Here is a 14,743-nt window from a genome sequence, read left to right as displayed (position 1 = left end):
CCAGTGGCCGACACCCACCGCATCCACTTCGAACCCGTCGACATCGAGATGGACGTCGCCGAGGACGAGAAGATCCTCGACGCGGCCTTCCGACAGGGCATCCACCTGATGCACGGATGTCGTGAGGGGCAATGCTCGGCCTGCAAGTCCTACGTCCTCGACGGCGACATCCAGATGGATCGTTACTCGACCTTCGCGTGCAACGACGCCGAGGTCGAGGAGGGATACGTCCTGCTCTGTCGCTCGCACTCGTTCAGCGACTGCACCATCGAACTGCTCAACTTCGACGAGGACGAACTGCTCGGCGGCGTGCCGATCCAGAACGTCCGGACCGAGGTGGTATCGATCGAACCGGTCACCCGCGACATCGTCTCCCTCGAGGTCCGGCCGATCGAGCCGGAGGTTTTCGAGTTCAAGGCCGGCCAGTACGCCGACATCACCATCCCCGGAACCGAGGATCACCGGTCGTTCTCCATGGCCACCACCCCGGCGACCTCCGATCGGGTGCAGTTCCTCATCAAGAAGTACCCCGGGGGTGTCTTCTCGGGCTTTCTCGACGACGGTCTGCACGTGGGAGACGAACTGGCACTGACGGGTCCGTACGGATCGTCGACGCTCAAGGACGGTCACGTGCTGCCCATCGTCTGCATCGGCGGTGGGGCCGGGATGGCGCCCATCCTGTCGCTGCTGCGGCACATGAGCGAGACCTCCGATCCCCGACCCGTGCGCTTCTACTACGGCGCGCGGACCGCCGCCGACCTGTTCTACCTCGACGAGATACGAGAATTTGCAAAAGCCTTACGGGACTTCGTCTTCGTGCCATGCTTGTCGGAGAGCGCGGACTCCCTTCCCGACGATCTCACCGGGGTGGAGACGGGCATGGTTCCGGACGTGGTCGGTGCGCACGAGACCGAACTCCACCGGTGCGAGACGTATCTGTGCGGCCCACCCCCGATGGTGGATGCAACCCTCGAACTCCTCGAGAGCAGGAACGTCCCGAAGGACCAGATCTTCTACGACAAGTTCACCAGCCCGACCTTCGAGTGATCGAAGCTCCCCCATTTCGTCCCAGCGACAGGAGAATCCACAGATGACCGCCACTGCAGAGCCCCAGAGGCGCAGTTTCCCGCGCATCGAGTTCACCGATGCCGAGGCCGGCGCACTGGAGTTCCCGAGTTCGAAGAGCCGCACCTACAACTACTACAAGCCGGCGAAGCTGCGGGCGACGACCTACGAGGACGTCACCGTCGACGTGCAACCCGACCCCGAGCGGCACCTGAGCCAGGGCTGGATCTACGGATTCGGCAACGGCCCCGGAGGCTACCCGAAGGAATGGACGGTCGCGAAATCGTCGGACTGGCACCAGTTCCGGGATCCGAACGAGGAGTGGGACCAGTCGATCTACCGCAACAACGCGGCAGTCGTCCGGCAGGTGGACCTGTGCCTGAAGAACGCGAAGCGGGCACGTGCGTACGAGGTGTGGAACACCCCCTGGCTCACGTTCATCGCGCGGAACCTCGGTGCGTGGATGCACGCCGAGAACGGTCTCGGTCTGCACGTGTTCACGTCGATCCAGCGGTCGGGACCGACCAACATGATCAACACCGCGGTGGCGGTCAACGCGGCACACAAGCTGCGGTTCGCGCAGGATCTGGCGCTGTTCAATCTCGATCTCCCCGAATCCGGTGTGCCGTTCGACGGATCGGCCCACAAGGAGGTCTGGCAGTCCGCCCCCGAATGGCAGCCCACCCGCGAAGTGGTCGAACGTCTGACGGCGGTGGGCGACTGGTGCGAACTGCTCTTCGCCACCAACATCGTCTTCGAGCAGCTGGTGGGATCGCTCTTCCGGACCGAGCTGATCATGCAGATCGCCGCCCGCAACGGCGACTACATCACCCCGACGATCGTCGGTACCGGTGAACACGACTACGACCGCGACCTCTCGTACACCCGGGCGCTGTACCGGATGCTCACGCGCGACGAGGAATTCGGCGAATCCAACAAGGAACTGTTCTCGTCGTGGATGAGCACGTGGGTGCCGCGGTGCATCGACGCGGCACGGGCGCTGCAGCCGATCTGGTCGCAGCCGTCCGACAAGGCGATCACCTTCGCCTCGAGCCTCGAAACCGCCCAGTCCAAGTTCCGGTCCCTGCTCGAGGAGATCGGCCTGGAAGCACCGAAGGAGCTGGACCAGTGAGCATGAATTTCGGATCCTCCACCGAATTCTCCAACAAGTGCGGAGTGACGCTCATGAACACTCCGATCGGCCGCGTCGTCGCCGACGTCATGGGCGCGAAGGAGGGAGTGGAACTGACGGAGTACCCGTCGATGATCCGCGTCGACGGCACCCGGTTGCTCGAGTTCGACTACGACGAGCTCACCGAGGCCCTCGGCAGCGAGTTCGACGGATCGATCTTCGAGGAGATCAGCTCGACCCATTACGGACGCATGGTGCATCTCGACGACAGGACCATGTTGTTCGCCAGCCCCGAGGACGCCGCCGAGTACATCGGCTTCGACCTCACCGCGCCCTAGGAATCGAGGTACGACATGTATTCCAAGAACGACGAGAACTACTTCATCGTCGACGCTCACGTACACATCTGGGACGCACGGGCTTCGAACCTGAAGAACATCCACGGCCAGCAGTTCATCGACTGCTTCTACGACTACCACAGGAACCTCAGCCCGCAGGAGGAGGTGTGGGACTTCGACACCTACGCCTACTACGGCAGCGAGAGGTTCATGAAGGACCTGTTCGTCGACGGCTATGTCGACCACGCGATCTTCCAGGCGACGCTGCTGAGCGAGTTCTACAAGACCGGTTTCGGGCAGACCGAGGAGTGCCTCGCCCTCACCCGCAAGCATCCCGGCAAGCTCACCTACAACCACGCCTACGATCCGCGTCACGAGGAGGCCGGCCTCGAACAACTGCGACGCGACGCAGAGAGCATGAACCTGCAGGGCGTCAAGCTCTACACGGCCGAATGGTTCGGCGACTCCCGCGGATACAAGCTCGACGACAAGTGGTCGCGCCGCTATCTCGAGGAATGTATCGAGCTGGGGATCAAGAACATCCACGTGCACAAGGGCCCGACCATCAGGCCGCTCGATCGTGACGCCTTCGATGTCGCCGACATCGACAAGGTCGCCACCGACTACACCGACCTGCGGTTCGTCGTCGAGCACGTCGGCCTGCCCCGCCTCGAGGACTTCTGCTGGATCGCCACGCAGGAGTCCAACGTGTACGGCGGTCTGGCCGTGGCGATCCCGTTCATCCACACCCGCCCACGCTATTTCGCGCAGATCATCGGCGAGTTGATGTACTGGATCGGTGAGGACAAGATCCTGTTCTCGAGCGACTACGCGTTGTGGACGCCGCGGTGGCTGATCGAGAAGTTCGTGGACTTCCAGATCCCCGAGGACATGACCGAATACGCTCCGCTGACCACCGATCAGAAGAAGAAGATCCTCGGTCTCAACGCGGCGGCGCTGTACGACATCGACGTGCCCGCGGAGTTGCGGCTTCCCGAACCGGCCGGACAGGAAGGGGTCGAGGTCGCCGCGGGAGCGCAGGAAGCGGTGTCGTCATGACGGTCGAACCGGTGACGTCCGACGACGTCCTGCGGGCGTTGTCGGACGTCACCGACCCCGAACTGGACGAGCCCATCACCGATCTCGGGTTCGTCCGGTCGGTGGTCCTCGACGACGAGGGCGTCACCGTCCACCTGCGTCTGCCCACGGCCTTCTGCTCACCCAACTTCGCGTACCTGATGGCCTCGGACGCACAGGACGTGCTCGAGGCGGTCGAAGGGATCGGGCAGGTGCGGGTGCTGCTCGACGACCACCACGACAGCCACAAGATCAACACCGGATTGGCGGCGAACGTCGGTTACCGCGGCACCTTCGGGGTCGAGGCCGTCGACAGCCTCGAGGATCTGCGGCGCACCTTCCTGCGCAAGGCGCACCTCGCGGCGCTCGAACGCTGTGTCGAGGCACTGCTCCGCACCACCGAGCTCACCCTCGACGACCTGCCGTCGCTCACCCTGAGCGACATCCCGCCCGGCCGGTACCGGTCGGCCCTGATCCGGCGACGCTTGGCGCTCGGCCTGACCCTGTGTCCCGCCGGCAGGGTGTTCGTCGACGATGACGGCAGAACGATTCCGGCCGAGAAGATTCCGATGCGACTGCGGTTCGCGAAGTCCGTGCGCATCTCCATGGAGGGCAACTCCCACTTCTGCCGGGGACTGCTCGCCACCCGCTACGCCGACGACGACGGGACCGCCGGCCCGCGGATCGTCGACGCCAGGTCTACCTCGTCCGTTCCAGTCAGGAGGGTGTCATGAAGGCCGTCCAGGTCGTGGGTTACCACACGAAACTGCAGCTCACCGAGGTGCCGGAACCGAAGATCGAGGGTCCCCTCGACGTGATCGTCCGCATCGGCGGCGCCGGAGTGTGCCGCACCGACATCCACATCCTCGAAGGACAGTGGGCGGAGAAGAGCGGCGTCGAACTGCCGTACACGATCGGCCACGAGAACGCCGGATGGGTGCACGCCGTGGGGAATGCGGTCACGAACGTCGCGGTGGGCGACAAGGTGATCCTGCACCCGCTGATCACGTGCGGTCAGTGCCGCGCGTGCCGCTCCGGCGACGACGTGCACTGCGAGAACAACGCCTTCCCCGGTATCGACACCAATGGTGGCTACGCCGAATACCTGAAGACGACCTCCCGCAGCGTCGTCCGTATCGACGATTCGCTCGAACCCGCGGACGTCGCTGCTCTCGCCGATGCGGGCCTGACGGCCTACCATGCAGTCGCCAAGGCAGCCAAGCTTCTTCACCCGGGTGACACCTGCATGATGATCGGCGCGGGCGGTCTCGGCCACATCGGCATCCAGGTGCTGAAGGCGATCTCGGCGGCCACACTCGTCGTCGTCGNCTCGCCGCCGAGATCGGTGCCGACCACGCGATCGTCGCCGACGGCACCCACATACAGCAGGTCCTCGATCTCACCGGCGGCAACGGGGCCGAGGCCGTCGTGGACTTCGTCGGCGAAGGCGGCGCCACCAAGGAAGGCGTGGCGATGTTGCGACGCGCCGGCAACTACTACGTCGTCGGCTACGGCGAGAACATCGACGTCCCCACCATCGACATCGTCTCGACGGAGATCAACTTCATCGGCAATCTCGTCGGCTCCTACAACGACCTGCAGGACCTCATGGTCCTCGCCGCGCAGAGCAAGGTCACGCTCCACACCACGAAGTACCCGCTCGACCAGTTCCAGCAGGCCATCGACGATCTCGATGCCGGTCGCGTCCGCGGCCGCGCGATCCTCGTTCCCTGATCCCGAACCGCATCGACGAAAGGAAACCTGCCATGGCCAAGGATCTGCGGTTCGAACAGGAAGCCCGCACACTGCTCGAATACGGCGTCAACGCGCTCGCCGACGCGGTGAAGGTGACTCTCGGCCCCAAGGGACGCAACGCCGTCCTCGAGAAGCTCACCGGCCCGCCGACCATCACCAACGACGGTGTCACCATCGCCCGGGAGATCCAGCTGCGCGACCCGTTCGCGAACATGGGGGCGCAGCTGGTCAAGGAAGTCGCGATGAAGACCAACGGGACGGTCGGCGACGGCACCACCACCGCCACCGTGCTCGCGCAGGCCATGGTCCGCGAAGGGCTCCGGGCGGTCGAGGCGGGTGCCAACCCCATGCGGGTGCGTCGCGGCATCGAACGCACCGTGCCCGTCGTCGTCGACGCCGTGCGGGCCCACGCCGTGCAGATCCGCGACCGGCAGGATCTCGCCCGCATCGCGACCCTCGCCGCCAGCGACGACGACGCGATCGGCGAGGTCATCGCCGACGCCGTCGCCCATGTGGGCCGCTCCGGCATCGTGACCACCGAGGAGTCCGACACGCTCGGCATGTCGGTGGACGTCGTCGACGGCATCGAATTCGACCACGGCTACATCTCCGGCTACATGGTCACCGACCCCGAGCGCATGGAGTCGGTCCACGAGAACCCGTTGGTGCTGCTCACCAACAAGAAGATCAGCCAGGTGCAGGACATCATGCCGAGCATCGAGGCGGCCAAGCGCGCCGACCGGCCGCTGGTGGTGCTGGCGGAGGACGTCGACGGGCCGGCGCTGCACCTGCTCGTCGGCGGCAACATGCACAAGACGATGCAGTCCGTCGTCGTGCGCGCCCCGGGCTTCGGGCACCGGCGGGTCGCCGAACTCGAGGACCTCGCCGTGGCGCTCGGCGGTCACGTCGTCGCCAAGGACACCGGTATCGAACTGTCCGAGGTCACGCGCGAGCACCTGGGCTCGTGCGATCGCATCACGGTCACCGAGAACGACACGACGATCGTCGGTGGTCACGGCGATCCGAATCTCGTGCAGGCCCGCATCGCGCAGCTCGAGACCCAGCTGCGGCGCGCCCGCATCGACGCCGATCAGGACGCGCTGCAGCTGCGGCTGGCACGGCTGACCGGCAGTGTCGCGGTCATCAAGGTCGGCGGCGCGACCAGCGTCGAACTCAAGGAGCGGATGCTGCGGGTCGAGGACGCGCTCGCCGCGACCCGCGCGGCTCTCGAGGAGGGGGTCGTCGCCGGTGGCGGCACGGCACTCGGGCAGGCCCATCGGGCACTGGCCGAGCTCGACCTTCCGGGTGACGAAGCGGTCGGGCGTGACGTCGTGCGGCGGGCGCTCGCCGAGCCGATGCGCCGCATCGCGATCAATGCGGGCTTCGACGGCGACCAGGTCGTCGAGGTCGTCGAGGGTCTGCCGCTCGGTCACGGATTCAACGCCCTCACCGGTGAGTACGGCGATATGTTCGACGAGGGCGTGATCGATCCGTTCAAGGTCACCAGGGCGGCCTTCGAGAGCGCGGCGTCGATCGCGGCCCTGCTCATCACCACCGAGACCGCCGTGGTCGAGGAGGTCATGGGTAATCCCGGGGCGATCCCCGCGCCGGGCTTCGGCGACCTCGCCGAAGGCATGATCCGTCCCTCGAACATCTACTGACCGGAGGCAAGATGATCTTCATCGTGGTCCGTTTCAAGGTGAAGCCCGAGTACCAGGACAGCTGGCTCGAGACCACCGCGGAGTTCACCGAGGCGACTCGCAGCGAACCCGGGAACCTGTGGTTCGACTGGTCCCGCAGCGTGGACGATCCGTCCGAATTCGTTCTCGTCGAGGCGTTCCGCGACGGGGACGCCGGAGCCGAGCACGTGAAGTCCGATCACTTCCGCAAGGGACTCGACGCGATGCGGCCGGCGCTGAGCGAGACCCCGCGCATCCTCAACACGGAGATCCCGGGCACCGAGTGGGCCCGGATGGGTGAACTGCAGATCGACTGATCGACCGCGTCGAGACCGACGTCGTGTGCGNCACACGACGTCGGTCTCGATGTGCGCTCATAGGTTTGTCCTAACGTTTCGTGCGGCCGCAGGTCTTTGTGGCAGCAGTCACGATCGTGATCGACTGGACCGGCGTGGACGGCATGTCCGCGCGCCGGCCGTGTCGATCAGGAGCGTGATGTGAGCGAGTTGCACCTTCCCAACCGAATCCGGCAGCTGGCAGTCGAACATCCGGATCGTGCGGCGGTCAGCTCCGGCGGAACGACGCTCACCTACTCCGAGTTCGACGCGCTCACCAACCGGGTCGCCTCGGCACTCGCGACCGTTCCGGCGACGTCCGAGCGCATCGGCGCGCTGCTGCGCATGGGCCTGCCCGGTGCGGCCTCGTTCGTCGGCTGCGCCAAGGCCGGACTGGTCTTCACCCCGCTCAACTGGCGTCTGAATCCGGGCGAGATCGCCGACATCGCCGACGACGCGCAGCTCGACGTCCTGATCGTCGAGGACGAGTTCGCCGTCTCCGCCCGCGCTGCCGCCGCAGTCCTGCCCGACGCGCAGATCGTCGTGGTCGGCGACGCCTCCACCGTTCCCGGCGCACGCTCGTGGGACGACTTCGTCGCCTCCGGTGACGACATCGACCCCGGCTTCGGCGACGACCCGCGGACCGAGGTGCTGCAGCTCTACACCTCGGGCACCACCGGTCGCCCCAAAGGTGTTGTGGCGACGCATCACAACCTGTTCAACGAACCGCAGAACTTCGCGCTGTACGAGTTCACCGAGGACTCGGTGTCCCTCGACGCGCTGCCCCTGTTCCACATCGCCGGCGCCGGCTGGATGAGCACGACCCTGTCGGCGGGTCTGCACCTGGTGCTGCTCGGCGAGATGCGCCCGAACCTGGTGGCGGCAGCCATCTCCGAGCACGGCATCACCCACGCATTCCTCGTGCCGTCGGTGATCAACATGCTCGTCGAGATGCCCGACCTGTCGGACTACGACCTGTCGACGCTGCGCCTGGTCGCCTACGGCGCCTCCCCCATCACGCCCACCCAGCTCGCCCGCGCCATGGACACCCTCGACTGCCGCTTCGTGCAGCGCTACGGCATGACCGAGACGATGGGTGCCCTCACGGCCCTGCGCGCCGACGACCACGATCCGCACGGATCCCGCTCGTACCTGCTGCGTTCGGCCGGCAGCCCGCTCCCCGGCGTCGAGGTCGAGATCCGTGACATCGCCACGGGCGAACCGCTTCCCGACGGCCAGACCGGCGAGATCGTCTGCCGATCGCGGAACAACACGTCGGGCTACTGGCGTCGCGACGCCGAGAACGCGGCCCTGTTCACGGCCGACGGTTTTCTGCGCACCGGCGACGCCGGACACATCGACTCCGACGGTTACCTGTTCGTCACCGACCGTGTGAAGGACATGATCATCTCGGGTGGCGAGAACGTCTACCCGATCGAGGTCGAATCCGTCCTGTCCGAACATCCGGCCGTCGCCGAGGTCGCCGTCGTCGGTGTGCCCGACGACCGTTGGGGCGAGGCCGTCACCGCCGTCGTGCGGGTCGCGCCGGGCGCATCCCGCCCGACCGAGGACGAACTCCTCCAGTTCACGGTGGAGCGACTCGCGTCCTACAAGAAGCCCCGGCACATCCACTTCGTCGACGAACTGCCCCGCAACGCGAGCGGAAAGATCCTCAAGCGCACACTGCGCAACGAGTTCGCTCCCGTGCAGGAGGGAACGACGCCATGATCGTCACCGAGGACCTCGGCACCGTCCAGCGCGAAGCATGGGCCGCCGGAGTACTGCCTCCCGTCGAAGAGGTGCGTTCGGGACTGTGGTCGATCCCGGTCCCGATGCCGAAGAACCCACTGCGGTACGTACTCTCGTACGCGCTCGCCCTCGACGACGGTCTCGCCCTGATCGATCTCGGCATGGACACCGAGGAGTCGTGGGATACCCTCGTCGCCGGTGTCGCCGCGACCGGCCACCACATCACCGACGTGCGCTACGCGGCGATCACCCACCTGCATCCCGACCATTTCGGTCTGGCACCCCACTTGAAGGAGACGACCGGCGCCGTCATCGCGATGCACGCCGCCGACGCCGCCGCCCTCGGGCACTTCACCCCGGAGGACGTCGCGGCCGACAAGGAAGCGTGGCGCGTGGACCTCACCGGGCTCGGCGCACCGCCCGAGGTCGTCGAGGCCGCCCGCTTCGAGCTCGTGCGCTTTCCCGAAGGTGAAAGCGCCGATGTCGTTCTCGCCCATGGTGATCGGCTGGATATTCCCGGGTGGAACATCGAAGCGGTGTGGACCCCCGGCCACACGCCCGGACACCTCGCGTTCGTCGACCGCGACCGCGACCTGCTGTTCAGCGGCGACCACATGCTCCCGCGCATCAGCCCCAACATCTCCTCGGGTCCCGGCGAACTGGGCGACCCGCTGCACCGCTACCTGTTGTCGCTGCACGCGACGACGGCCTTGCCGGACTGCGAGGTGCTGCCCGCCCACGAGTACCGCTTCCGCGGAGTCACCGAGCGCGCACAACAACTCATGGACCACCACGAGGTCCGTCTCGACGAGGTCCGCGATGCCGTCGCCGCCCGGCCCGAATCGACGGCATGGGAGATCACGACCCGCGTCACCTGGTCGCGTCCCATCGACGTGATGGATCCCCGGCTGCAGCGACTCGCCGTCCGCGAAACCCAGGCCCATCTCATCGTTCTCGCCGATCGAGGCGACATCCGTTCCGACGGCGGAACTCCCGCCCGCTGGACTCTCTCCGCTCCGACCCATAAGGAGGAAAACTGACATGAGCGTTGTCCTCACCGAATTCGCCGACGGCGTCGCGGTGTTCACCCTCAATCGCCCCGAGGCCAAGAACGCCGTGAACCTCGAGGTCTCGGAGGCTCTGGCGGCGGCCATCGACGAGTTCGAGGCACGCCCCGACCTGACCATCGGTATCCTTACCGGCGCCGGCGGAACGTTCTGCGCCGGAATGGACCTGAAGGCGTTCGCGCGCGGCGAGAAGCCGTCGATCCCCGGTCGCGGCTTCGGCGGCATCACCGAGGCACCGCCGAGCAAGCCTCTCATCGCCGCCGTCGAGGGCTGGGCCCTGGCCGGTGGATGCGAGCTCGCACTGTCCGCCGACCTGATCGTCGCATCGCGCGAAGCGAAGTTCGGTATCCCCGAGGTCAAGCGTGGACTCGCCGCAGCGGCCGGTGGCCTGCTGCGCCTGCCGAAGATCCTGCCCTACCCGCTCGCGATGGAGTTGGCCATCACCGGTGACCCGCTCACCGCCGAGGCCGCCCACCAGCACGGTCTCGTCAACCGCGTCACCGAGCCCGGTGAAGCACTCACGGTGGCAAAGGAACTCGCCGCCCGCGTCGCGGCGAACGGCCCCCTCGCCGTCAAGGCCACCAAGCAGGTCGTCGCGATGGCTGCCAACTACACCGACCCCGATGCCTTCGTCGCGCAGCGCAAGTTCATCGACCCGGTCTTCGCGTCTGCGGACGCCAAGGAAGGCGCCCGGGCGTTCGCCGAGAAGCGCGCACCGGTCTGGAAGGGTGAGTAGGAATGTCGGACGTGCTGGTCGCGCAGGACGGTTCGGTCGCCACGATCACACTGAGCCGGCCGGAGCGCAAGAACGCGATGACGGTCGATGCGTGGCGGTCGTTGCGTGAGACGTTCGGTGCGCTCCAGCACGACGACTCCGTCCGCGCCGTGATCCTCACCGGCGCCGGCGGCGACTTCTGCACCGGCGCCGACATGGAACGGCGCGACTCCACCCATCCCCTCGACCGCATGCGGCAGATCAACGCGACGGCGCTCGCCGTCGCGGAGTTCTCCAAGCCGCTGGTCGCGCAGGTCGAGGGGTATGCGGTGGGCGCCGGATGGAACATGGCGTTGCTGTGCGACGTCGTCGTCGCCTCCCGGACGGCGAAGTTCAGTCAGATCTTCGCGCGGCGCGGACTGTCGGTCGACTTCGGCGGGTCGTGGATCCTGCCGCGCCTCGTCGGACTGCACCAGGCGAAGCGTCTGGTCATGCTCGCCGACATCGTGAGCGCCGAGGAAGCGTACGACTTAGGTCTGGTGACCGAGCTCGTCGAGCCTGACGCCCTCGCCGGCCGGGCCGCCGAACTGGCCGCGCGATTGGCCGCCGCCCCGCCGGTCGCGGTGAGCATGTCGGCGCGGATGCTCGAGCAGGGTTCGTCGCTCACACTGCGCGAGGCCCTCGAGAACGAGGCCCGTTCGCAGGCGGTCAACCACGCCACCGACGCGCCCGACGCGATGCGCGCCTTCGTCGAGAAACGCGAGCCGTCGTTCACCGGCGGATGGCAGGTACCGCGCCCGGTCGACACCCCTTCCTGACGGTTCCGTGCGGGACGGTTCGGGGCGTCACCTACGATAACCGGGTGGACTTGCACCTCGTGACCTACTTCGTGGCCGTCGTCGACCACGGCGGGATCACGAAAGCTGCTCAGGCACTCTATATTTCGCAGCCCTCGTTGTCGCAGGCCATCCGCACCCTCGAACGGCGCCTCGACACGACCCTGTTCGACCGCACCGGCCGGCGGCTCACCCTCACCGAGGACGGCCGCGTTCTCGAGGTCGCCGCGCGCCGCATCCTGGCCGACGTCGAGCGGGCGAAACAGAAGGTCGCGGCGGTGCGCGACCTCGAGGCCGGCCGCGTCGAGATCGTCACCTTCGCGACGTTCTCGATCCACCCCGTCATCGAGTTCGTCCAGCGCTTCCGTCAGCGCTATCCCAATCTGACCGTGCGGGTGAACGACGCCGAAGGACCTCCCGGGGTGCATGCGGCGCTGCGCCGCGGCGAAGCGGAGATCGGCATCACCGACCTGTCGGTCGAGCACGCCGGCATGATCACCGTCCCGGTCCTCGAGCAGGAGATGGTGCTCGCGCTGCACCCCGATCTCGCCGCGGACGTGCCGGACCCTGTCACCCGGGCGCAGGTCCGCGACTTCCCGCTGGTCCTCGACCTCGGCTCCCGCGCGAGCGCCGCGCGCACCGGTGAACTGCTCGGCGAGCAGAACGTCGTCGTCGACTGCGCCAACCAGGCCGCCCTGTGGCAGTTCGTCGAGCGTGGCACCGCCGGGACGATCGTTCCGCGTCGTGTCGCCGAGAAGCAGATCCCCGGTGCCGTCGTCCGGCCGCTGGACCCGCCGTTCCGACGTCCGGTCGGGTTGGTGATGCGACCCGGCGATCTGTCCCCCGCTGCCGCCGCATTCGTGGCGACCACCACCGGCACCCCCTGGGAAGCGTGACGACATGGAGTTCCGTCAGGTCGAATACTTCCTCGCTGTCGTCGAGAACGACGGCATCAACGGCGCGGCCGCCGAGCTCGGCGTCGCCCAGCCCACCGTCTCCCAGGCGCTGCGCAGCCTCGAGCGCGAGCTGGGCGTGCAGCTGTTCCACCGCATCGGGCGCGGCATGGTGCTCACCGCGGCGGGCAAGGCGCTGATCGGTCCGAGCCGGCAGATCCTCCGCGATGTGAACGCAGTTGAGGAGCTGCTCACCGTGTCGACGACCGAGGTGACGGGCCGACTGGATCTGATGGTCTTCCCCGCTCTCGCGACCGGTCCGATCGTCGACCTGGTCTCCGAGTTCCGCCGCCTCCATCCCAAGGTCACCGCGCGCCTCGGTGATCTGCGTGCGGAGGAGTTCACCGCGTCGGTCATCCACGACGGACACTGCGAGTTCGTCGTCACCCACCTGCCCGTCGAGGACGAGGTGGGTCTCGAGATCATCGAACTCGGACAGACCGAATACTGGCTCGCCTATCCCCCCGGCACCGACCTGCCACCCGGGCCGCTGTCCTTGGCCGAACTCCCCGACATCCCGATGGTGTTCGTGCCGCGCGGTGGGGGCTCCGTGAGCGACGCGATCGACTACGCGATGCGACAGGCCGAGGTGCGCCGCCCCATCTCCGTACTCACCGATCATCGCGAAGCCCGCCTGCCGATGGTGCTCGCCGGTCTGGGCGGCTCGTTCGTCGAACGGTCCCTTGCCGAGTCGGCGCAGGATGTCGCGGTGGTGCGTCCGTGCGAGCCGACCTTCGCGCAGTCGTACGGACTGGTGTTCGACCCGGCCTCGCTGTCGAAGGCCGGGCGCGCCTTCGTCGACTTCGTGCGGTCGTCCGAGGAGTCCGGCACAGAGGAGTGACTCCGTCGAAGCGGGGACATCCGGGGATCCCGGCGCGACCATAGTGGGGACGACGTCCACTTCCGCCCTCGGGAGATGATCCGTATGTCCACTTCGACGAGTTCCTCCACCCATCTCGACTCCGTCGACGCCTACGCGCAGCGCGTCCTCGATTCCGTCCTCGGCACCATGGACACCCTCACGATCCTGATCGGCGACCGTCTCGGCTGGTACCGAAGCCTCGCCGACGACGGACCTGCGACGGCCGACGAACTGGCCGAACGCACCGGCACCCATCCGCGGTACACCCACGAGTGGCTCGAGCAGCAGGCCGTGACCGGTCTGCTCGACGTCGACGGCGATCCCCCGCGCTTCGCTCTGTCTGCGGCCGGTCGCGAGGTACTCACCGATCCGCACAGCCTGGCGTACATGGCGCCGCTCGCTCGGATGATCGTCGGCGCGACGATGCAGCTTCCCGGTCTGCTCGAGGCGTACCGCAGCGGCGGAGGAGTGAGTTGGAGCCAGTTCGGCCGCGACGTGTGCGAGTCGCAGGCCGACGCGAACAGGCCGCTGTTCGAGAAGGCGTTACCCGATTCCCTGCGGTCGGTACCGGAGGTCGACCGGGTGCTCGGGCAGCCGGGCGCGCAGATCGCCGACATCGGCTGCGGCGGAGGATGGTCGACGATCACCATCGCGCGCACCTATCCGGATGCGAAGGTGTACGGCTTCGACATCGATGCCCCGTCGGTCGAGATGGCCCGGTCGAACCTCGCGGAGAACGCCGATGTGGCGCAGCGCGTCACGTTCACGCAGTGCGACGCGTCCGAGCTTCCCGGTGGAAACTTCCACGCGGCCTTCGCCTTCGAGTGCGTCCACGACATGCCGCGGCCGGTCGAGGTGCTGGCCGCAGTGCGGCGTTCGCTCGCACCCGGCGGGTTCATGATCGTCATGGACGAAGCGGTGGCCGATACCTTCACCGCACCCGGCGACGACGTCGAACGGCTCATGTACGGCTACAGCCTCACCATCTGTCTCCCTGACGGCATGAGCCACACACCGAGCGTCGGGACGGGCACCGTCATGCGTCCCGCGACCCTGCGCCGCTATGCCCTCGACGCCGGTTTCACCGAGGTCGACGTGCTCCCCATCGAGGACTTCGGCTTCTTCCGCTTCTACCTCCTCCGCACCGAATAGCGTTGCCCGCCGGAACTTCGGGGAGGTT

The 14,743-nt window shown here is 67.1% G+C and carries 14 protein-coding genes and 1 pseudogene; all 15 read left to right on the top strand.

What is annotated here, in order from left to right:
• Positions 1-3 precede the first annotated feature (3 nt).
• On the top strand, positions 4-1,047 hold the full coding sequence (locus tag ACLBYD_RS02250; protein WP_447815229.1) for a 2Fe-2S iron-sulfur cluster-binding protein: 1,044 nt from the start codon (positions 4-6) through the stop codon (positions 1,045-1,047).
• A 43-nt stretch (positions 1,048-1,090) separates the two neighbouring features.
• Complete coding sequence (locus tag ACLBYD_RS02245; protein WP_447815228.1) at positions 1,091-2,197, top strand: aromatic/alkene monooxygenase hydroxylase subunit beta; 1,107 nt, start codon at positions 1,091-1,093, stop codon at positions 2,195-2,197.
• Positions 2,194-2,535 carry a propane 2-monooxygenase effector subunit MimD gene (gene mimD, locus ACLBYD_RS02240; protein ID WP_174246967.1) on the top strand — a complete coding sequence of 114 codons (342 nt, stop codon included), beginning with the start codon at positions 2,194-2,196 and terminating at the stop codon, positions 2,533-2,535. Before ACLBYD_RS02245 ends, mimD begins: the two co-directional genes overlap by 4 nt.
• Positions 2,536-2,550: 15 nt before the next feature.
• Positions 2,551-3,594, top strand: a complete 1,044-nt coding sequence (locus tag ACLBYD_RS02235) for an amidohydrolase family protein (RefSeq protein WP_016692546.1) — start codon at positions 2,551-2,553, stop codon at positions 3,592-3,594.
• Positions 3,591-4,346 (top strand): iron-sulfur cluster assembly protein, encoded by a 756-nt coding sequence (locus tag ACLBYD_RS02230; RefSeq protein ID WP_447815227.1) that lies wholly within the window; start codon positions 3,591-3,593, stop codon positions 4,344-4,346. The genes ACLBYD_RS02235 and ACLBYD_RS02230 overlap by 4 nt, the downstream gene beginning before the upstream one ends.
• Positions 4,343-5,346 (top strand): annotated as a pseudogene (locus tag ACLBYD_RS02225) (NAD(P)-dependent alcohol dehydrogenase). Before ACLBYD_RS02230 ends, ACLBYD_RS02225 begins: the two are co-directional and overlap by 4 nt.
• 32 nt (positions 5,347-5,378) lie before the next feature.
• Positions 5,379-7,028 carry a chaperonin GroEL gene (groL, locus tag ACLBYD_RS02220; protein WP_016692543.1) on the top strand — a complete coding sequence of 550 codons (1,650 nt, stop codon included), beginning with the start codon at positions 5,379-5,381 and terminating at the stop codon, positions 7,026-7,028.
• Between the two features lie 11 nt (positions 7,029-7,039).
• Entirely contained in the window at positions 7,040-7,363 is a 324-nt protein-coding gene (locus ACLBYD_RS02215; protein WP_229566442.1) for a putative quinol monooxygenase, read from the top strand.
• 180 nt (positions 7,364-7,543) lie between these two features.
• Positions 7,544-9,109 (top strand): long-chain-fatty-acid--CoA ligase, encoded by a 1,566-nt coding sequence (locus ACLBYD_RS02210; protein WP_447815226.1) that lies wholly within the window; start codon positions 7,544-7,546, stop codon positions 9,107-9,109.
• Positions 9,106-10,170, top strand: a complete 1,065-nt coding sequence (locus ACLBYD_RS02205; RefSeq protein WP_447815225.1) for an MBL fold metallo-hydrolase — start codon at positions 9,106-9,108, stop codon at positions 10,168-10,170. The genes ACLBYD_RS02210 and ACLBYD_RS02205 overlap by 4 nt, the downstream gene beginning before the upstream one ends.
• 1 nt (position 10,171) lies before the next feature.
• Positions 10,172-10,933 (top strand): crotonase/enoyl-CoA hydratase family protein, encoded by a 762-nt coding sequence (locus tag ACLBYD_RS02200; RefSeq protein ID WP_447815224.1) that lies wholly within the window; start codon positions 10,172-10,174, stop codon positions 10,931-10,933.
• Between the two features lie 2 nt (positions 10,934-10,935).
• Positions 10,936-11,730 (top strand): enoyl-CoA hydratase/isomerase family protein, encoded by a 795-nt coding sequence (locus tag ACLBYD_RS02195; RefSeq protein ID WP_447815223.1) that lies wholly within the window; start codon positions 10,936-10,938, stop codon positions 11,728-11,730.
• A gap of 44 nt (positions 11,731-11,774) precedes the next feature.
• A complete protein-coding gene (locus ACLBYD_RS02190) occupies positions 11,775-12,644 on the top strand; it encodes a LysR family transcriptional regulator (RefSeq protein WP_016695798.1) in 870 nt (289 codons plus the stop codon).
• A gap of 4 nt (positions 12,645-12,648) precedes the next feature.
• A complete protein-coding gene (locus tag ACLBYD_RS02185) occupies positions 12,649-13,542 on the top strand; it encodes a LysR family transcriptional regulator (protein ID WP_447815222.1) in 894 nt (297 codons plus the stop codon).
• Between the two features lie 75 nt (positions 13,543-13,617).
• On the top strand, positions 13,618-14,715 hold the full coding sequence (locus tag ACLBYD_RS02180; RefSeq protein ID WP_447815221.1) for a class I SAM-dependent methyltransferase: 1,098 nt from the start codon (positions 13,618-13,620) through the stop codon (positions 14,713-14,715).
• Positions 14,716-14,743 lie beyond the last annotated feature (28 nt).

This window comes from Rhodococcus sp. C26F (assembly GCF_053345925.1).
This window is presented reverse-complemented; position numbering and strand designations above follow the sequence as displayed.